Source organism: Frateuria sp., from assembly GCF_035695185.1.
Taxonomy (GTDB): domain Bacteria; phylum Pseudomonadota; class Gammaproteobacteria; order Xanthomonadales; family Rhodanobacteraceae; genus Frateuria_A.
In genome coordinates this window covers 1-19,228 of sequence record NZ_DASSES010000214.1, presented here as the reverse complement: position 1 = coordinate 19,228, position 19,228 = coordinate 1, and the positions used below count along the sequence as shown (strand labels likewise).

Below are 19,228 nucleotides of genomic sequence, written 5' to 3'. Positions count from 1 at the left end.
AGGGAGCCAGTGACCGCACGCCCACGCTTTTCGCGTTGGCTTTCGCTCTGGCCTTTCGCCCTGGCCTTTCGCTTTCGCCTTGGTCCTCTAAAAAGTGCGCGCAGGAAGCGCGCTGCTCTTCCGGACCCCTATGGCGCGGCGGGCGGGTGGCGAAAAGGCCCGAAGGGTGGCCGGCAGGACGCCGGCCAGTTTTTCGTCGGGGCAGGAGCCCCGTCGAAAAACCCCGCCGCCCGCCCGCGCACCCGAAGGGCGCGCCATCGGGGTGCCCTTCTCTTTGGTTACTTTCTCTTGGGCAAGCAAGAGAAAGTGACTCGGGCGCCGACCGGCGTCCGAAAGCTCTTGCTCTCGCTCTTGTCCATCAACCGCTGAGGCGAGCCCCGGCCCCTCACCCCAGCCCTCTCCCCGGAGAGGAGAGGGAGCAAAGGCGCCTATAATCGCGATTCCTCACGCACCACGGACACCCCATGCGGGAAGAACACGTCAAGGAACTGGTCGACCTGCTCCAGCTCGAGCGCCTGGAAGACAACCTGTTCCGCGGCCAGAGCCGCGACATCGGCACCCGCTTCGTGTTCGGCGGCCAGGTCCTCGGCCAGGCGCTCTCGGCGGCCCAGCAGACCGTCGACCCCAAGCGCGAGGCCCACTCGCTGCACGCCTACTTCCTGCGCGCCGGCGACATCGACGCGCCGATCGTCTACTCGGTCGAACGCGCCCGCGACGGCGGCAGCTTCTCCGCCCGCCGCGTGGTCGCGATCCAGCACGGCCAGCCGATCCTCAACGGCGCGGTGTCCTTCCAGGAGCCCGAGAAGGGCTTCGAGCACCAGAGCGCCATGCCGGAAGTGCCCTCGCCCGAAGACCTCGAGCCGATGCGCCACCTTCCTCCGGACGAACTGGCGAAGCTGCCGGTGAAGCTGCAGCGCTGGCTCGGCATCGACGGCCCGTTCGAGTTCCGCCAGGTGTGGCCACGCGACGAACTGCGCCCGGCCAAGCGCCCGCCGATCCAGCATATCTGGTTCCGCCTGACCGCGCCGATCGGCGATTCGCCGGTGCTGCACCGCGCACTGCTCGCCTATGCCTCGGACTTCCACCTGATCGGCACTGCCACGCTGCCGCACGGCATCTCCTACCTCACCCACAACGTACAGATGGCCAGCCTCGACCATGCGCTGTGGTTCCACCGCCCGTTCCGCGTCGACGAGTGGCTGCTGTACTCGTTCGACAGCCCCACCGCCCAGGGCGGCCGCGGCCTGGCGCGCGGGCAGATCTACAGCCGCGACGGCCGGCTGGTCGCGTCCACCGCGCAGGAAGGCCTGATCCGCCTGCGCGGCAGCTGAGAGGTAGACTTATCCCATGCGCCCGCTCTACTCCTCGCCCCGCCAGGAAAACATCGACCGGCTGGTCGCCCTGCTTGCCGAGAACGGCATCGAGACGACCGTCACCGGCCGCTCGAACTGGAACCGTCCCAGCTACCAGCGCTTCAGCTACGCCCAGCGCAACGAGAGCCGCGAGGGCTGGCCACAGGTATGGGTCAACCGTGCGGACGACTACACCCGGGCGCGCGCACTGATGCGTGGGCTGGGCATCGAACCGCTGGTGCGCCACGGCGAGGAGCTGGCCGCGGCGCGCAACCCGACCCCCGAGTCGCGTCGCGCCGACGTGGCCACCCGCGTGCGGCGCATCGTGCTGCTGGCGCTGGCCGCGGCCTTCATCGTGCTGATGCTGCGCTACATGGGCAAGCTCTGACTGCGTCGATCAAGGCCGCCTTCTCGGAAAATTTGCAACCGCTCGCGCGCTGGGTCATAGAATCCGGTCCATGCGCTCCGAACGCGTCCGCCTGTTCCAGACCCTGCCCCACCCGTGCGGCTACTACGCCGAGCGCACGGCGCAGAACCTGGTGATCGACCCTGCCGCGCCGCGCCTGGACCAGCTCTACGGCCCGGCGCTGGAACGTGGTTTCCGCCGCGCCGGCGGCCACCTGTACTACCCCAACTGCCCGCAGTGCCGTGCCTGCACGCCTTGCCGCATCGACGTGGAGCATTTCACGCCCGACCGCGCGCAACGACGCTGCCTCAAGCGCAATGCGGACCTGACCGTGGTCGAGTGCATGGCCGGCTACAACGCCGAGCGCCACGCGCTGTACGAACGCTACCTGCGCACCCGCCACGCCGGCGGCGGCATGGACGAGGCCGATGCCAGCGACTTCCGCCGCTTCCTCACCGCGCCCTGGAGCCCCACGCTGTTCCTCGAGTTCCGCCGGGGCGCGCAATTGCTTGCGGTGGCGGTCACCGACGTGTGCCTCAACGGTTTGTCGGCGGTCTACACCTTCTTCGAGCCGGACGAGAGTGCACGCAGCCTGGGGACCTACGCGATCCTGCAACAGGTGCAGCTGGCCCGCCGGCGCGGGTTGCCGTGGCTCTACCTCGGCTTCTGGATCGAGGGCCACGAGAAGATGGACTACAAGCGCCGCTTCCGTCCGCTGCAGGTGCGCACGCGCGAGGGATGGGCACCCCTGGGCTGATCGCGCAAGTTCTTGCGCAACCCTCCCGCGCGCCGCCGCGTCAGGCGGTGGGCCGGTGCCCCGGACGACGGGACGAGCCGGTCGTCGGATAGGGGAACAGCCTGACCAGCGGCACCGAGAGGCCGTCGTCGCCCACCACGCGGCAGTGCGTGCGGTCGAGCTGGCGCGGGTCGTCCACGCCGCAGCTGTGCGCGATGATGCCCACTTCGTACATGAGGTTGCGTGCGTAGTGGTAAACCTTCTCGCTCTTGTCGGTCACCACCAGGCCGCGCTGCAGCCTGGGGTTCTGCGTGGTGATGCCGGTCGGGCAGGTGTTGCGGTTGCACTGCAGTGACTGGATGCAACCGAGCGCGAGCATGAAACCGCGGGCCGAGTTGACGAAGTCGGCGCCCACCGACAGTGCCCAGGCCACGTCGTAGGCGGTGATCCGCTTGCCCGAGCAGATCACCTTGATGCGCTCGCGCAGCCCTTTGGCGATCAGCGTGTCCACCAGCGCCGGCAACGCCTCGTGCAGCGGCAGGCCCATGCCTTCCATCAGCGTCTGCGGCGCCGCGCCGGTGCCGCCTTCGGAGCCATCGACGATGATGAAGTCGGGCGCGCTCTCGATACCGCGCGTCCACACCTCGTCGCACAGTTCCGCGATCCAGCCCGGATCGCCCAGCACCGCCTTGAAGCCGGTCGGCTTGCCGCCGACCTCGCGCACATGGGCGATCGCGTCGAGCAGCTGCGGCACGTCGGCAATGTCCAGGTGGCGGTTGGGACTCTGCGAATCCTCGCCGACCGGGATGCCGCGGATCGCGGCGATTTCCGGCGTCACCTTTACGCCCGGCAGCAGGCCGCCCATGCCGGGCTTGGCACCCTGACCGAGCTTGATGCTGACCATCTTCACCTGGCTGTGCGCGCAGATCGCGCGCAGGCGGTCGTCGTCGAGCCGGCCGTCGGCCGTGCGCACGCCGTACTTGGCGGTACCGATCTCGAACACCAGGTCGCAGCCACCCTCCAGGTGATAGGGCGCCAGCCCGCCCTCGCCGGTGTCCAGCCAGATGCCGGCCCTGGCCGCGCCGTGCGAGAGCGCGCGCACCGCCGGTGCCGACAGCGCGCCGTAGCTCATCGCCGAGATGTTGAAAAAGGCGGCATGGTCATAGGGCTCGCGTGCATACGGGCCGATCCGCACCGGCTTCGGTGGCACGTGGTGGCCCTCCAGGCGGGGGAACGGGGCATTGACGAAAAACGGGATTCCCTCGGCGGACAGGTCGCGCGTGGTGCCGAAGCCGATGGTGGTGTCGGCGTTCTTCGCGGCGCGGTACACCCACACGCGCTGGGCGCGGTTGAACGGCAGCTCCTCGCGGTCGCTGGCGAACAGGTACTGGCGGAAGAACTCGCCCAGGCGCAGGAAGCCGTAGCGGAAGTGGCCGATGACCGGAAAGTTGCGCAGCACCGCGTTGCCGGTCTGGTAGCGGTCGGCGACCCACACCGCCAGCACGATCACCACGGCCAGCGCCAGCATCAGCACGAAGCATGCCGCCAGCGTTTCGACCAGCACGATGAGCCAGTGGGCGAAGCCGTCCGTTGCCATGGATTCCCTCCTCGTGAACTGAAAGAAAGCCTAGCCCATCGCGAGAGCAAGCTCCCTCTCCCCTGCTCTGAACCGGAGAGCGGGGAGAGGGGCCATCCCAGGCTGGCGTGCAGGTTCCTACAGCTCGACCTTCAGGCACGCCGCCGCCCGCACGGCCTTGTCGCGTGCCGCCTCGACATCCGCATCCCGCGCCAGCGTCACCGCCATGCGCCGACGGCCCTTCACTTCGGGCTTGCCGAAGATGCGCAACTGCGTATCGGGCTCGGCCAGCGCCTCGGCCACGCCGTGGTAGCGCGGATGGCGGCCCTCGCCTTCGACCAGCACCGCGCACGAGGCCGACGGCCCCCACTGGCGGATGACGGGGATCGGCAAGCCGAGAATCGCCCGTGCATGCAGCGCGAACTCCGACAGATCCTGCGACACCAGCGTCACGAGCCCGGTGTCGTGCGGGCGCGGGCTGACCTCGGAGAAGATCACGCTGTCGCCCCTGACGAAGAACTCCACCCCGAACACACCCCAGCCCCCCAGCGCCCCGGTGATGGCCGCGGCCTGTCGTTGCGCCTCGGTCAGCGCCGCCTCGCTCATCGGCTGCGGCTGCCAGGACTCACGGTAATCGCCGTGCTCCTGCCGATGGCCGATCGGCAGGCAGAAGCTGGTGCCGTCACGGTGGCGCACGGTGAGCAACGTGATCTCGTAATCGAAGTCGACAAACCCCTCGACGATGACCCGGCCATGCCCGGCGCGTCCGCCGGACTGCGCGTATTCCCAGGCCCGGTCCAATGCCGCCGAGTCACGCACCGTGCTCTGCCCCTTGCCCGAGGAACTCATCACCGGCTTGACCACGAACGGCAGGCCGATCGCCTCGGCTGCCGCGCGGTACTCCGCCTGCGTGTCGCAGAAGCGGTAGGGCGAGGTGGGCAGGCCCAGCTCCTCGGCGGCGAGGCGGCGGATGCCTTCGCGGTCCATGGTGAGCCTCGCGGCGCGCGCGGTGGGGATCACGCGCAGGCCCTCCTGCTCCAGCTCGACCAGCGTCTGCGTGTGGATGGCCTCGATCTCGGGCACCACCAGGTCCGGCTTCTCTCGCCCGATCAGCGCGCGCAACGCGGCCCCGTCGAGCATGTCGATCACGTGGCTGCGGTGGGCCACCTGCATCGCCGGCGCGTCGGGGTAGCGGTCGACCGCGATCACCTCGACGCCGAAGCGCTGCAGCTCGATGGCCACTTCCTTGCCCAGTTCGCCCGAACCGAGCAGCAGGACGCGCACGGCGTGGGCGGAAAGCGGCGTGCCGAAAGGCTTCATGGGAATTCCCTGCTCCAGGACAGCGCGCATTGTAGGCCGATGCCCCATCGCGTCGCCGGCCCGCAGGAGGCACGGCTGGCCGCGGCGGCACTTGCATGATGATATGCTTTTGATATCTACTTCTTGGCATCCAAGGAGAGAGCGACATGAACGAACGCAAGGGTTTTTCGATCGCCGGGATTCCTTTCATCGGCGTCTGCCTGGTGCTGGCGGCCATCGGCGTGCTGCTGGTGGCCAGTGCCGACGGCGCGCAGCCGGCGCCGCACGTGGTGCCCGGCATCCTCCTGCTGGTACTGACTGGCTTCCTGCTCAAGGGCTTCTTCCAGGTCGCTCCCAACGAGGCGCAGGTGATGCAGCTGTTCGGCCGCTATGCCGGCAGCGTGCGCGAGGAAGGCCTGCGCTGGACCAATCCGTTCTACAGCAAGCGCCGCGTCTCCCTGCGGGTGCGCAACTTCGAGAGCGGGCGGCTGAAGGTCAACGACAACGACGGCAACCCGATCGAGATCGCCGCGGTGATCGTGTGGCAGGTTGTGGACACGGCCGAAGCGGTGTTCCGGGTCGAGGACTACGAGAACTTCGTGCACATCCAGAGCGAGTCGGCGCTGCGCCAGATGGCGCAGAGCTACCCCTACGATGCGCATGAGGACGGCCAGCCCTCCCTGCGCAGCCACGGCGAGGTGATCAACAACCACCTGCGCGACGAGATCCAGGCGCGGCTGGAGCAGGCCGGCGTTCAGGTGATCGAGGCGCGCATCAGCCATCTGGCCTACGCACAGGAGATCGCCCAGGCGATGCTCCAGCGCCAGCAGGCCGGCGCGATCATCGCCGCGCGCACCCGTATCGTCGAGGGCGCGGTGAGCATGGTCGAGATGGCGCTGGACCAGCTCAGCCGCCGTGGCGTGGTGGAACTGGACGAAGAGCGCAAGGCCGCCATGGTCAGTAACCTGCTGGTGGTGCTGTGCGGCGAGCGCGGCACCCAGGCGGTGGTCAACACCGGCACGCTGTACGGTTAGGGAGAGTTGCGATGGGCTACGCCATTCCCGCCATCGTGGTGATATTGATCGTTGCCGTGGCCGCCGCCTCGCGCCGCAAGCGCGGCTGAGACCATGCCTGCGGAAAAGAAGGCCTATCCGCTGCGGATCAGCGCGAGCGTGCTCGAAGCCATGCAGCGCTGGGCCGACGACGAGTTGCGCAGCGTCAACGCACAGATCGAGTACGTGTTGCGCGAGTCCCTGCGCAAATCCGGCCGGTTGAAGGCTGGCACGACCAGGCCGGTGGCCGACGACGAGCCCGACCCGGGCGGGCGCTGAACGCGCAGGAGCGCAGCCGTGCCCGACCGTGGCGCACGGCTGCGCTCCTGCGATGCCCCCTTCCGGGCAACCGCCTCAGGGCCCGGCCTTGGCCAGTGGCTGCGGTCGCAATCCCGGCAGCCGCACGACCTCCGGCCCATCGTTACCCAGCACGACCAGCCAGCGCCCCTCGAGCACCAGGCGGTCGACGTCGGCAAGGCCGGAACGCCGGTCCAGCGTGCCCAGCGGGCGGCCGTCACGCGCGTCGTAGGCCTGGATGCGGTCGCGCTGGCGGTCGGCCACCAGCAGCCAGTCATGGCCATCGGCCGTCCAGCGCACCAGTTGCCTGGACGGCCGCGCAGGCGACGGCGGCATGAAGGCGCCGGTCAGCGTCGCCGCCGCCAGGAACGTGGCGGCGAACCCGGCCCGTCCGTCGAGCCGGCGCAGCGATTGCTTCAGGAGCGGATATCGGTGCATGCCCACAGCATCGCGACGGGGCATGACCGGGCTATGACGCGACCTTGTCCGTGCGATGAAAGGCCAGCCCGAGTGCGATCCAGCCGACGATGAAGGCGAGTCCGCCCAGCGGCGTGATCGCACCGCACCAGCGCGGTGCGCCCAGGGCCAGCGCATAGAGGCTGCCGCAGAACAGCACGAGGCCGCAGGCGAACGCCCCCAGGGCGCAGCGCCTGGCCCGGGTCGGCGGGGCCAGGCAGGCGAGCGCCAGGGCCAGCGCATGCCAGAAGTGGTACTGCGAAGCGGTATGCCACAGTTCACGGCCGCCGGCATCGAGCACGCCGCGCAGCGCGTGCGCACCGAACGCACCCAGCAGCACCGCGCTGGCGCCGGCCGTGCCGACCAGCCAGGGCATCGCGCGCGTCATGGCGGGGACAGGTTGTCGCATAAGCTCCTCGTAGCGGGCGCCCGCACCGTCGCGTGGCGTATGCTGGGGCGATGCATCGCCCTGATTCTTGCATGAAGCCATCGCACCTGGCCCGCCTCGTCCTGCTCCTGGGCCTCGTTCTGCTGCTGGCCGCCTGCCACCGCGAGGATGCCCAGCCCTGGCGGCTGACCGACATCAGCGGGCACATGCCCGACCTCGCCTTCCAGCTCACCGACGACACCGGCAAGCCGGTGACGGGGGACGATTACCGCGGCAAGGTGGTGCTGCTGTACTTCGGCTACACCCACTGCCCGGACGTCTGTCCGCTCACACTGGCGCACCTGCACGCCGTGCTGCAGCGGGTGGGGCCCAAGGCGGACGGGGCGCGCATCCTGTTCGTCAGCGTCGACCCGGCGCGCGACACGCCGGCGGTCATGCATGCCTACGTCAATGCCTTCGACAAGCGGGCGGTCGGGCTGACCGGCACGCCCCGCGCGCTGGAGGCGCTGAGCAAGCGCTATCGCTCGGCGTTCACGCGCGAGCCGTCCGATGCGAACGGCCAGTACGAGGTCAGCCACAGCTCGGGCATCTACTTCTTCGACCGCCAGGGCCAGGCGCGCCTGCTCGCCACGCCCGCCGCTTCGCAGGACGACCTCGTGCACGATCTCTACCTGCTGCTGGAAACCGGAAAATGACCCTGCGCTCCCTGCCCCTGTTGCTTGCCGGCCTGCTCGGTGCCGGCGCCGTCCACGCCGGCCAGGCCGACCACGTGCATGCGAGCGCCGCCTGGATCCGCGTGATGCCCGCCGGCCTGCCGGCCGGCGGCTACGTGACCCTGCGCAACGAGGGCGACCAGCCGGCCGTGCTCGACGGCGCCAGCAGCGTGGCCTACGGCAGCGTGATGCTGCACGAAAGCTCCACCGACACCGGCATGGGCCGCATGCGCATGGTCGATCGCCTGACCGTGCCCGCACACGGGCAGGTGGCGCTGGCGCCGGGCGGCTATCACCTCATGCTGACGGGCGCGACCCGGGCGGTGCAGCCGGGTCAAAAGGTACGGGTCACGCTGCACTTCGCCGACGGCAGTGCGCTGGCTGCCGACTTCCTCGCCAGGCCCGCCAACGCGCTGTAACCGGTTCCGCGGCCGCAGGGGCCCGCCGGCTGCAAGGCCGACGGCCGCTGGGCCGCCGCGCCTAGGTGTGGTGGACCAGCGGGCGCTGTTGCAGCCGGTGGTCACGCCGGATCCGGCCGCGCCGCGACAACGCCAGCCATTGACGCAGCGCCAGCAGGCCCCCGATCGACTCGATCATCGCCGCCGGGACCCAGGTGATCACGCCGCCGACCAGCTGCCCGGTCAGCACGTTGAACGTGAACGCGCGACCGCAGATCTCGAAGATCGGGTAGAGATCGGTCTTGGAGAATGTGACGATGGCGCCAGCCAGGATCTGCGGGGTCATCGTGATCGCCGGTGACAGCACGCGAACGCCAGGGATCATCCGGCCCGGCGGGCGCGGGCGATGGTCCAGCACCAGCGCCCAGTAGATGAAACCGCTGGCGAGCATCGTCCAGTTCATGAAGCGGTAGATGCGCCAGTCCAGCATGGCCAGCGTCTGCATCGCGGGAATCAGCCAGACCAGGATGAAGGCGATGAACAGGAACGTCGCCAGCGCCGGATTGAACAGCACCGCGCTCACCGCCCGCCACACCCTCGACTGCCGTGCCGGCCGCAGCACCCGTGCGCGCCACCTCAGCGGCAGGCCCGCCCGCAGCACCGCCCCCGGATAGGACGCCACGACCAGCAGCGGTGCCAGGTGGTGCAGCAGCACCTGCTGGATGCGGTGCATGAAGAACTCGTGCTCCGCGTAGTAGTCCAGGTAGGTGTGCAGCGACAGGTAGATGATCGCCATGCCGCTCCAGAACGCCAGGCGCCGCCCGAGGCTCACGCCGATTGCGCGCGCACCACGCCAGTACAGCACCCCGGCCAGCAGGAAGCTCGCGAGGAACACCCACGAGAACTCCCACGGCACGATCCATTTCAGCAACAGCGCCATCACCGGCCCGCACATCCACCAGCCTGCAAGGATAGACCCCGCGGCGCGGCGCCGGGGCGCTTGCGGCAGATTGCCGCCTCGGCGGCGTACGGCCAGGAGGGAGTTGCAGCCACGCCGGACCCTCGCCGTGATGCGCTCCCGCCTCGATGGGCGCGGGAGGCAGCCGGTGCCCCCGAAGGTGCTCCGGCGGTGGCTAGACGGGGCGCGAGCGGCTCTGGCGCAGGCGCCGCCAGCCGTAGAGCAGTCCGATCAGGGTCACCAGTGCCGGCACCAGCACGATGTTGATCACCTTCAGCCGCAAGCCCAGCGCATCGATCTCGGCGTTGAGCTGGTGCTGCACGTCGCGCAGTTCCTTGTTGATCGCCAGCCGGCGCTGCTGGAACTGCTCGATCTCGCTCTTCTGCTGCGCACTGGCCGTGCTCGAGCGTCCGCCCTTGGCCGGCTGCAGCTCGTCCAGCCGTTGCCGCGTCTCGGCCAGTTCGCGCTCGAGCTCCTGCTTCTTCACCAGGAACTTCTGGTCGGCCGCGGCCTGCAGGGCACGGACGCGGGTGAACGGCCGTTGCGAGGCCGAGCGCCCGCGGATGGACAGCAGCGCCGAGGACCCGCTCAGGTTGTCGGCCAGGTTGGTGACGAAATCGCCGTTGTTGGCGAAGGCCGAGAGCATCGGCTGGCCCAGGAAGCTCTGCATCTCCACCCACAGTCGATCGCTGAGGATGTCGGTGTCGGCGACCAGCACCACCTCGGCGTCGGGCCTGGATTGCGCCAGGTGGCCGCTCGTGCCGTTGCGTTGCGGGAAGGCACTGTGGAAGGTGCCCCGCAGGCGCGCGGCGATGACGTAGTGCTGGTTGTCCGGCTGGTAATCCTGCAGCAGCGAGGTCGGCTCGCTGGCCGCCTCCAGCACGCGCTGGGCAGGCACCTTCTCGGCCTCGGCGCTGCTCTGGATCAGCGGCAGCAGCCGCGCCTGCGCGGTGGGCGCCAGGTCGAAGCTGCCGGCGGTGGAGACGTTGATGCGCTGGAGGCTGGCGGTCACCACGTCGTTGTGGTTGAGCTCCTGCGGACCCAGGCCGAGCATCGCCGGATGGTTGAGGTTGGTGCCGGCCAGTTCGATCTGCAGCGCGCGCGAGCGGTCCAGTACCACCGTGTGGGGATCGTAGGTGACGCCCCAGGCCGCGAACAGCCGCGGCAGGTCGGAGTTGTGGTCGTCGGTGACGCCGTTGCTGTCCACATAGGGCGTGGTGTCCAGCTCCGCGTCCGGGTCGACGAACACCACCAGGTGCCCGCCACGCAGCACGTACTGGTCCAGCGCGTAGACCGCCGCCTCGGGCAGGCGCTTGGGATGCACCACCAGCAACACCTGGATGTCGTCGCCCACGCGGGTGAGCGTGTCGGCATCGAGCGTCCTGACCTCGAAGAGCTGCTCGAGCTGCTGCACCACCGCCCAGGGCGCCTCGCCGATGGCCGGATTGCCGCTCAGCGGCAACGAGCTGATCAGCCCGATGTGCGGCTTGCTGGACTGGTCCAGCTCGTAGAGCAGCTTGGCGATGTCGTACTCGAGGAAGGTTTCCCGCGCCGGGTCGAAGAACGGGATCGACAGACTGCGTTCCTCGCCCTCGCCCTCCCTGCCGCGCACGGCGTTGCCGACCAGGCCGAAGAACACCCGCTCGCCGTTGCTGCCGCCATTGACCGGCGTCAGCCCACCGCCCTCGGCGCTGGCCTCGTCGTCCGAATAGGGCACCGGATCGATCACCGCCAGGCGGATCCGGCCGCGCGAGCGGGCGACCATCTCCTGCAGCATCTCGCGCACGCGCTGCTCGTAGCTGCGCAGTTGCGGCAGGTCGCGGGTGGCGTGCTCGGAGAAATACAGCGTGAGCTTCAGCGGCCGATGCAGCTCGTCGATGATGTGCTGCGTGCCGGGCGTGAGCGTATAGAGGTGGTCGGCGGTCAGGTCGATGCGCGCCGTCTTCAGCCAGCGGCTGCCGGCCAGGGTGATGCCGACGAAGGCCAGCGTCAGCGCCACCAGTGCGGCGACCAGCCAGGTGCGGCGACCGATGTGCAGGCGGCGCATGTCAGCGGTTCCGCTTCAGGTCGAGCACCAGCACGCCGGCAGTGAGCCAGGCGAGGATGGTGAGCATGAAATACATCAGATCCCGCAGGTCGAGCACGCCCCGTGCGATCGCCTCGAAATGCCGCAGCATCGACAGGTGCGCCACACCATTGACCAGCTTGCGCGGAAGCGCACCCTGGAAGAAATCCAGCACCTGGGGCTGGCCGACCAGGATCAGCAGCACGCACACCAGCGCGGTGAGGATGAAGGCCACCACCTGGCTGCGCGTGAGCGTGGACAGGCAGGCGCCGATCGCCAGGAACGCGCCGGCCATCAGCCAGCTGCCCAGGTAGCCGGCGAAGATCACCCCGTTGTCCGGGTGCCCCAGGTAGTTGACGGTGATCCAGATCGGGCAGGTCAACGCAAGCGCCAGCCCGAGGAACAGCCAGGCGGCAAGGAACTTGCCCAGCATCGCCTGCACCAGCGTCACCGGCAGCGTGAGCAGCAGCTCCAGGGTGCCGGCCTTGGATTCCTCCGCCCACATGCGCATCGACAGCGCCGGCGCCAGGATCAGGTACAGCCACGGGTGGATCGCGAAGAAAGGCTGCAGGTCGGCCAGGCCGCGCTCGTAGAAGTCACCCGCGTAGAAGGTGAGCAGGCCGGCGAGCACCAGGAAGATCACCAGGAAGACGTAGGCCACCGGGGTGACGAAGTAGCTGCGCAGTTCACGGCGCATGATGGCGCTGACGGGACTCAAGGACGGCCTCCGTGCGCGCAGCCGGGAGCGGGCAATGGGCAACGGACAACGGGCAGGCGCTCGCCTGCGCGACAAGCGCCTGCGGTTGCGCGTGCCGGTTCGGTGGGCTGGCCTGCGATTGCCGGCCGGGGCCACGGGCTCCCCGTTCGCTGCACCCCGTTCCCCGTCCTCATGCGTCCTGCCCCGTGGTGATCTGGCGGAACACCTCGTCCAGGCGTCCACGCTCGAGCTGGATTTCGGAGACCTCCAGGCCCTGCTGGCGCAGCAGCTCCTCGACCGGCTCCAGGATGCGCGTACCAGGCTTGGGAAACACCGTGATGCGCCCGTCCAGCGGGTCGACCTCGATCGCGGCGACCTGCGGCAGGCGGCCGAGCATCTCCTGCGAGACGCCGCTGCCGGGTGCGCTGAACGAGACCGCCCCGTGGTAGCGCGAGCGCGCCTCCAGCTCCGCCGGCGTGGCGTCGGCGAGCAGCTTGCCGCGGGCGATGATCACCACCCGGTTGCACAGCGCATGCACCTCCTCCAGCAGGTGGGTGGAGATCAGGATCGTGCGCTCGCGCGCCATCGAGTCGATCAGGCGCCGCACGGCATGCTTCTGGTTCGGGTCCAGGCCGTCGGTGGGCTCGTCCAGCATCAGCACCGGCGGGTCGTGCAGGATCGCCTGCGCCAGGCCCACGCGCCGGCGCAGGCCCTTGGACAGGGTATCGATGCACTGCTCGAGGACGTCCTCCAGCTGCAGGTGCGTCACCACCTCGTCGAAGCGGCGGAAGCCGGTGTCGGCGGGGAGCGAGCGCACGCGCAGGATGAAGGTGAGGAACTCCCGTACGGTCATCTCGCCGTAGCTGGGCGCCCCTTCGGGCAGGTAGCCGAGCGCGCGCTTGGCCTTCAGTGGCTCGCGCTGCACATCGTGCCCGCATACCCGTGCCGTGCCGGCGGTGGGTGCCAGGAAGCCGGCGATCATGCGCATGGCGGTGGACTTGCCGGCGCCGTTGGGACCGAGCAGCCCGAGCACCTGGCCGGGCTCGGCGCGGATGGACAACGCGTCCACCGCAGTGAGGCGGCCATAGCAGCGGGTGAGTCGGTCGGCTTCGATCATGAATGCAGGGACGGCGGCTGGCCCGTCACTCTAGCGCACCCGTACGCGGCGGCGGCAGGGCCTGGGCGCTTGCGCGGGGCAAAAAAAATCCTGCCCGCGCGAGGCGGGCAGGATTCGATCCGGGAAGCGTGTCGCGCTTACTGGGCGCTGGAGGCTTCGGCCGGCGCCGCAGCGGTGCCGGCGGCGGCGGGCGCCGCGGCACTGGCCGCCGGGGCCGGCTCCAGGGTCGGCTGCGGGATGCCGGCGGCCTGTTCCGGGGTCTGTTCCGGCACGTCGTCGCCCAGCAGCGGCAGGTAGACGTCGTACTTGGCGTAGGTGGTGATGTTGCCACCCTTGTCCTTGGCCTCCGGCTGCACTTCGATGTCGTACAGACGGTGGGTCACTTCGTCGAACTTGTAGCCGTGCGTCTGCGCATAGGCCTTGAGCATCTCGCGGGTCTGCGGCACGCCGGCGGCAGTACCGTTCCACACGCCCACCAGGGCCGGGTTGCCGAAGGCCAGCGTGGCGCGCACATTGCTGTCCACGATCAGGCGACCGAAGCGGTCATGGTCGCCCGGCTGCGGGCCGGCCGGCTTGGCAGCGGCGCTGCTGCTGGCGGCGGCCGGCGCACTGGCGGCCTCGGCCGGCGCCTCTTCATCGCCAAGCTTGGGCGGCTGCGGCGCGGTCAGCTCCTGGCTCTGGCCGGCGACGGTCAGGCTGGTGGCATCGATCGGCAGCGCCACGTCGAACGTGTAGTTCTGGTCGCCGTAGTTGGTGGTGAAGATGATGCGCGGGCCGACCACGTTGACGCCCAGCTTCTTGGCGGCGTCCTGGATCTGCTTGACGGCGGTGGCGGTGGCATCGTCCAGGGCGGCCAGGCCGCCGCTGCGCGGGATCGAACTGGACACCAGCAGCACCGGGGTCGGCTGGGTCGGACGGATGTACGGGACCAGCTTGCCGTAGTCGATGTTCGGCACGGCCGCCAGGACGTTCTGCAGGTTGCCCAGGCTGCTCTGGATGAAGGAGTCCGGATCGCCGTGGATGTAGAGGTTGGAGTAGCGGTTGACGAGGTTGAACCCGTAGGCCACGTCATAGGCCCAGGTCACCTTGGTCAGCTGGTGACGGCTGCCCTGGCGCTCCAGGTCCAGCGTGAAGTGCTTGTCCTGGCCGCGCCAGTCGTTGTCCAGGTTCCAGACGATCTTGGCGTCGTTGACCGTGCTGTCGACCTTGTAGAAGTCCGGCTCGGCGCTGGCGATGGTCAGCTTGCCGGCGTTGATGCGGTCGTTGTCGCTGGTCCAGCTGATCTCCGCACCCGGCCCGTAGGACTTGCCGGAGAGCTTGAACTGGATCTTCGGGTCTTCCTGGCGCAGCGAGGAGTAGTCCTCGAACCGGCGGAAGTTGTCGAGGATGTCGTAGACCTGGCGCATGTCCTTGCCAACGACCAGCGACCGCTCCACGTGGCCGCTGCCGGGCATGATCACGCCTACCACGACACCGACCACGGCGACGATGATCAGGGCCACAATGAATTCAAGAACACGCATCATTACCTGGGTTCTCCGAGCGTTTTCCGCGCAGCGCTAAAGGTTCCCGTCGGGTTCCGCGCCACGGGGGTGGACCCCGGAGGAAGGCACGGCGAGGGTCGGTGAAATACCGAAGCTTGGGATGGTACTTGCTCGCGGGCTGGAACGCCATCGGGCGGACAAGGGCCTGTCTGGCCGCCGTGAAAGCGGGCGCCGGAGGCCGGCCCCGCGGCGATGCGGCCGATCCCGCCGCGACCGGGAGCCCCCTGCGGAACGGTGAGGATCCATGGAGGAGAGCGGCGCCCCGCTCGATGGGCCGCGACGGGCCGAACCCGGCTCTGGCGCCACGCCCTGCGGGCCGCGGGAGCGTCAGACGATGCCCAGTTCCAGCGCCTTGAGTACCGCGCGGGTCCGGTCGCGCACGCCCAGCTTCGAGAGGATGTTCGAGACGTGGTTCTTGACCGTCCCCTCGGCCACCTTCAGCGAGTTGGCGATCTCCTTGTTGGAGTAGCCGCCGGAGAGCAGGCGCAGGATCTCCGTCTCACGCTCGGTGAGCGGATCGGGCTGTTCCAGGCTGGTGAACTGGTTCTGCATACGCCCAACCCCGGCCAGCAGACGCTGGGTGACCATCGGGGCCACCAGCGAGCCGCCGGCGGCGACCGTGCGCACGGCCTCGACCAGCTGTTCCAGCGAGACGTCCTTGAGCAGATAGCCTCGCGCGCCGGCCTTCAGGCCCTGCAGCACCAACTGGTCGTCGTCGAAGGTGGTCAAAATGATGGTCGGCGGCAGCTCGCCACGCGCGGACAGCGCCTGCAGCACTTCCAGCCCGCTCATGTTGGGCATGCGCAGGTCCAGCAGCACCACGTCGGGCTTGATCCGCGGGATGTCGGCGACGGCCTGGGCACCGTCGGCGCACTCGGCGACGACGCGGATGTCTTCGGCCAGGTCCAGCAGCGAACGGACGCCCTGGCGCACCAGGTTCTGGTCATCGACGAGACAGACGGAAATCATCGCGGTTCCTCGATTGCGGTGATGGCTTGCGGCTTGCGCGGGCTATGGACACCGGGTGCTGCCCTCCATTCTGGCATGGGATGCGCCGGGCTGGCGTCACGGCATGCTCAACGCCGGCGGCTCCAGCCGGGAAGGCGAATGGGCGAGCTCCAGCGCCTCGCCCAGCGGCAGCCGTACGGTCAGTGCGAAGCCCTCGCTGACGGCGGTGTCCACCGCCACGCTGCCGCCGAACTCGGCCAGCCGTTCGCGCATGCCGGACAGCCCGTTGCCGGGCTTGAAGTGCGCCGCGCCGCGGCCGTCGTCGCGCGCGTGCAGGCCCAGCTGGTTGGCATCGGCATAGGCGAAGGTCAGCCACAGGTGACGCGCGCCGGCGTGCCTGGCGCAGTTGGTGATGATCTCCTGCGCACAGCGCAGCAGCACCTGCGCCCGGCGCGGGTCCTCCACGCTGAAGCGCGGCGGCATGTCCACATGCACGCTGAGTCCCGGCACGCCCTCGATCAGGCTGCGCAACGCCTGGGTCAGGTCGATGGCGTCGTCCTGGCGCAGTTCGCTGACCGCCTCGCGCACGTCCGACAACAGGTGCCGGGCGGTCGCCTGGGCCTTGCGCACGTGTTCGCCGGCGCTGTCGTTGGCCAGATGGCTGGCCACTTCCAGGTTGAGGCTGAGCGCGGTCAGGTGGTGGCCGATCAGGTCATGCAGCTCGCGCGCGATGCGCATGCTCTCGGCGATGCGGGTGGATTCGGCCAGCAGCGCTCGGGTGGCGCGCAATTCGGAGTTGAGCCGTCGCTGTGCCTCGCGCGCCTCGGTCTGCTGGCTGGCCACCATCGAGGTGAAGAACGCCAGCGCCGAGATGCCCAGGTACATGCATACCTGCAGGAAGGCGGTGACGATGGTCCAGCCCATGTAGCTGGCGATGATCGGGATCAGCATCAGGTTCTGCGCAAGCATCCAGACCAGCCCGGCCACCACCGGCAACTGCCACGGCAGGACCACCGCGATCACCAGCATCAGCATCGCCGACAGGCCGCTCTGGCTGAACCAGCCCATGGCCACCGCCGATCCGGTCAATACCACCAGGCCGAACAGCTTGAGCACCTGCGCGCGACCGCTCTGCCGGCTCATGCCCGAGCGCCCGGTCAACAGCAGATAGGTCAGCCCGAACACCAGGTAGGAAAGGATCCACCCGGAAATGTTGGGATTGCTCCACCAGGCGTTGACCTGGGCCAGGCTCCAGCTCCCCGGCAGCAGCGGCAGTGCCACGCAGAGGTAGGTGAACAGGCCGGTCAGGCGCAGCAGCCGGATGTGGTTGAAGTTGGTCCACGACATGACCGGCATCATAGGCCCACGGGAGCCGCGCGCAATGCGCGGGAAGTCACCCCGGCGCCGGGCACGCAGGCTCGCGTTTTACAAAGGTTTTACAGCCGCGAACGGGGTGTGCGTCCGGTCCCTGCATGTCATAATGCGCGCTTGCGGGACGCCTGCGGCGACCCACCGATCGACTGCCTTATCTGCGGAGCAACGAATGGCCTTAGCCATCCGCGACGTGCGCGAGCACGATCTGGATGCCGTGCTGGCGCTCAACAACGCCGCCGGCCGCTCCATCCTCGCCCTGGACGCCGCGCAGCTGCGCTACTTCTACGAGCGTGCCGAATACTTCCGCGTCGCCGAGATCGACGGCCAGCTGGCCGGGTTCCTGATGGCGCTGCGCGACGGGGGCAACTACGACAGCCCCAACTACCGCTGGTTTTCCGAACACTACGAATCGTTCGTCTACATCGACCGGATCGTGATCGGCAATGCGTTCCGCCGGCACGGGCTCGGCCGCATTCTCTATTGCGACGTGACCAGCTACGCCGAGGTGCGCGTGCCGCTGCTCACCTGCGAGGTGTTCCTGGAGCCACGCGACGACGTGGTGGTGCTGTTCCACGGCACCTACGGCTTTCAGGAAGTCGGTCAGCAACGCATGACCGAGTCCGGCCCGCAGGTCAGCCTGCTGGCCAGGGACCTGCCCAGCTACGCCTACGTGCGCGAGACCTGGCTCGAACACGGCGGCCTGCCGGACGAACCCTGGCTGGCCGAGCGCCAGCTGCCGGTGCCGGCCGCCACCCTTTCCTCCCCCTCCCAGCCGCGCCGCCTCGCCGGAGAGCGGCGTTCATGACGGTAAAAATGGAAACATCCGACGCTTGCGACCTGCGTTTCGGCCAGGTCGGCATCGCCTGCGTGCGCGTGCGCCGCGTGGACGCGGCCGCACTTTGCGAGGAGCTCGAGCGCCGCGTGCGCTCGGCGCCGCAGCTGTTCTCCCGCGCCGCCGTGGTGCTGGATCTTTCGCATCTGCTCGACCTGCCCGACGACGGTACGGTCGATGCCCTGCTCGAGGCCGTGCGCAGCGCCGGCATGCTGCCGGTGGGCCTGGCCTACGGCACCAGCGCCACCGAGGCGCTGGCCCAGCGCATGGGCCTGCCGCTGATCGCCAAGTTCCGCGCCGCCTACGAGCCGGCCGACGGCGGCAGCATCGCGGCGCCCGCCCCGGCGCCGGCCGCCGCGCCGGCGCCGCGCGCCGAACCGCTGCGCGAACCGATCCACGCCGCGCCGCCGGCCAACACCGGACTGGGCGCGCAGCATCACGACGGCACCGTGCGCTCGGGCCAGCAGGTCTACGCGCGCGAGCGCGACCTGGTCCTCACCGGCGCCATCGCCAACGGTGCCGAGGTGATCGCCGACGGCTCCATCCACGTCTACGGCAGCCTGCGTGGCCGCGCCATGGCCGGTGCGCAGGGCGACGAGAAGGCACGCATCTTCGTGTCCGACTTCCGCGCCGAACTGGTGGCCATTGCCGGCCACTACCGCGTGTTTGAACAGATCCCCAAGGACCTCGAAGGCCAGGCTGTGCAATGCTGGCTCGATGGTGAAAAATTGATGATCGCCCGCCTGTGACCGGCGATTCCCACCCAAGCATTCCGGAGAAGAGCCCTTGAGCGCTGAAATTATCGTCGTCACGTCCGGCAAGGGCGGCGTCGGCAAGACCACCACGAGCGCCTCGCTGGCCACCGGCCTGGCGATGGCTGGCAAGAAGGTCGCGGTGATCGACTTCGACGTCGGCCTGCGCAACCTCGACCTGATCATGGGCTGCGAGCGGCGCGTGGTGTACGACTTCGTCAACGTCGTGCACGGCGAGGCCACCATCAAGCAGGCGCTGATCAAGGAC

At 69.1% G+C, this 19,228-nt stretch carries 21 protein-coding genes; 10 read left to right on the top strand and 11 right to left on the bottom strand.

Annotation, left to right across the window (positions count from 1 at the left end; genetic code table 11):
• The first annotated feature begins 464 nt into the window (after positions 1-464).
• The 3 genes from tesB (at position 465) to VFH59_RS17695 (ending at position 2,515) form a co-directional block, all read left to right on the top strand.
• A complete protein-coding gene (tesB, locus tag VFH59_RS17705; RefSeq protein WP_325166247.1) occupies positions 465-1,331 on the top strand; it encodes an acyl-CoA thioesterase II in 867 nt (288 codons plus the stop codon).
• 16 nt (positions 1,332-1,347) lie between these two features.
• On the top strand, positions 1,348-1,740 hold the full coding sequence (locus tag VFH59_RS17700) for a hypothetical protein (RefSeq protein WP_325166246.1): 393 nt from the start codon (positions 1,348-1,350) through the stop codon (positions 1,738-1,740).
• A gap of 70 nt (positions 1,741-1,810) precedes the next feature.
• Complete coding sequence (locus tag VFH59_RS17695) at positions 1,811-2,515, top strand: arginyltransferase (protein ID WP_325166245.1); 705 nt, start codon at positions 1,811-1,813, stop codon at positions 2,513-2,515.
• A gap of 40 nt (positions 2,516-2,555) precedes the next feature.
• Here the strand turns inward: VFH59_RS17695 and VFH59_RS17690 are convergent, their stop codons facing one another.
• Positions 2,556-4,091, bottom strand: coding sequence for an FMN-binding glutamate synthase family protein (locus VFH59_RS17690; protein WP_325166244.1), 1,536 nt, complete (start codon positions 4,089-4,091; stop codon positions 2,556-2,558).
• Positions 4,092-4,208: 117 nt separating this feature from the next.
• Positions 4,209-5,390: a formate-dependent phosphoribosylglycinamide formyltransferase gene (purT, locus tag VFH59_RS17685; protein ID WP_325166243.1), complete on the bottom strand. Its 1,182-nt coding sequence runs from the start codon at positions 5,388-5,390 to the stop codon at positions 4,209-4,211.
• A gap of 146 nt (positions 5,391-5,536) precedes the next feature.
• Between purT and VFH59_RS17680 the strand changes: the two genes are divergently transcribed.
• Together VFH59_RS17680 and VFH59_RS17675 are read left to right on the top strand one after the other, a co-directional pair.
• Positions 5,537-6,403, top strand: coding sequence for an SPFH domain-containing protein (locus VFH59_RS17680; protein WP_325166242.1), 867 nt, complete (start codon positions 5,537-5,539; stop codon positions 6,401-6,403).
• Positions 6,404-6,496: 93 nt separating this feature from the next.
• Complete coding sequence (locus tag VFH59_RS17675) at positions 6,497-6,700, top strand: Arc family DNA-binding protein (protein WP_325166241.1); 204 nt, start codon at positions 6,497-6,499, stop codon at positions 6,698-6,700.
• 75 nt (positions 6,701-6,775) lie between these two features.
• Here the strand turns inward: VFH59_RS17675 and VFH59_RS17670 are convergent, their stop codons facing one another.
• Together VFH59_RS17670 and VFH59_RS17665 are read right to left on the bottom strand one after the other, a co-directional pair.
• Positions 6,776-7,156, bottom strand: coding sequence for a hypothetical protein (locus VFH59_RS17670; RefSeq protein ID WP_325166240.1), 381 nt, complete (start codon positions 7,154-7,156; stop codon positions 6,776-6,778).
• Positions 7,157-7,187: 31 nt separating this feature from the next.
• Positions 7,188-7,583, bottom strand: coding sequence for a DUF423 domain-containing protein (locus VFH59_RS17665; RefSeq protein ID WP_325166239.1), 396 nt, complete (start codon positions 7,581-7,583; stop codon positions 7,188-7,190).
• Between the two features lie 71 nt (positions 7,584-7,654).
• Here VFH59_RS17665 and VFH59_RS17660 point away from each other — a divergent pair, with 71 nt between their 5' ends.
• Together VFH59_RS17660 and VFH59_RS17655 are read left to right on the top strand one after the other, a co-directional pair.
• Positions 7,655-8,257 (top strand): SCO family protein, encoded by a 603-nt coding sequence (locus VFH59_RS17660; RefSeq protein WP_325166238.1) that lies wholly within the window; start codon positions 7,655-7,657, stop codon positions 8,255-8,257.
• Entirely contained in the window at positions 8,254-8,694 is a 441-nt protein-coding gene (locus VFH59_RS17655; RefSeq protein WP_325166237.1) for a copper chaperone PCu(A)C, read from the top strand. The genes VFH59_RS17660 and VFH59_RS17655 overlap by 4 nt, the downstream gene beginning before the upstream one ends.
• A 61-nt stretch (positions 8,695-8,755) precedes the next feature.
• Here VFH59_RS17655 and VFH59_RS17650 read toward each other — a convergent pair whose 3' ends face one another.
• From VFH59_RS17650 to VFH59_RS17620, 7 genes are all read right to left on the bottom strand, one after another.
• A complete protein-coding gene (locus VFH59_RS17650) occupies positions 8,756-9,616 on the bottom strand; it encodes a cytochrome c oxidase assembly protein (protein ID WP_325166248.1) in 861 nt (286 codons plus the stop codon).
• A gap of 190 nt (positions 9,617-9,806) precedes the next feature.
• Positions 9,807-11,678 carry a Gldg family protein gene (locus VFH59_RS17645; RefSeq protein WP_325166236.1) on the bottom strand — a complete coding sequence of 624 codons (1,872 nt, stop codon included), beginning with the start codon at positions 11,676-11,678 and terminating at the stop codon, positions 9,807-9,809.
• Position 11,679: 1 nt separating this feature from the next.
• Entirely contained in the window at positions 11,680-12,414 is a 735-nt protein-coding gene (locus tag VFH59_RS17640) for an ABC transporter permease subunit (RefSeq protein ID WP_325166235.1), read from the bottom strand.
• 169 nt (positions 12,415-12,583) lie between these two features.
• Positions 12,584-13,510, bottom strand: a complete 927-nt coding sequence (locus VFH59_RS17635; RefSeq protein WP_325166234.1) for an ABC transporter ATP-binding protein — start codon at positions 13,508-13,510, stop codon at positions 12,584-12,586.
• 137 nt (positions 13,511-13,647) lie between these two features.
• The gene (locus VFH59_RS17630) at positions 13,648-15,036 is read right to left on the bottom strand and encodes a polyketide cyclase (protein ID WP_325166233.1); all 1,389 of its coding nucleotides are present in this window, start codon (positions 15,034-15,036) and stop codon (positions 13,648-13,650) included.
• Between the two features lie 345 nt (positions 15,037-15,381).
• A complete protein-coding gene (locus tag VFH59_RS17625) occupies positions 15,382-16,023 on the bottom strand; it encodes a response regulator (protein WP_091333901.1) in 642 nt (213 codons plus the stop codon).
• Between the two features lie 96 nt (positions 16,024-16,119).
• Entirely contained in the window at positions 16,120-17,349 is a 1,230-nt protein-coding gene (locus tag VFH59_RS17620) for a sensor histidine kinase (RefSeq protein ID WP_325166232.1), read from the bottom strand.
• 196 nt (positions 17,350-17,545) lie between these two features.
• Between VFH59_RS17620 and VFH59_RS17615 the strand changes: the two genes are divergently transcribed.
• The 3 genes from VFH59_RS17615 to VFH59_RS17605 all read left to right on the top strand — a co-directional run.
• A complete protein-coding gene (locus VFH59_RS17615; RefSeq protein ID WP_325166231.1) occupies positions 17,546-18,181 on the top strand; it encodes a GNAT family N-acetyltransferase in 636 nt (211 codons plus the stop codon).
• Complete coding sequence (minC, locus tag VFH59_RS17610; protein ID WP_325166230.1) at positions 18,178-18,957, top strand: septum site-determining protein MinC; 780 nt, start codon at positions 18,178-18,180, stop codon at positions 18,955-18,957. Before VFH59_RS17615 ends, minC begins: the two co-directional genes overlap by 4 nt.
• A gap of 37 nt (positions 18,958-18,994) precedes the next feature.
• Positions 18,995-19,228: AAA family ATPase (locus VFH59_RS17605; RefSeq protein WP_325166229.1), on the top strand; the 234-nt coding region annotated here is incomplete at its 3' end.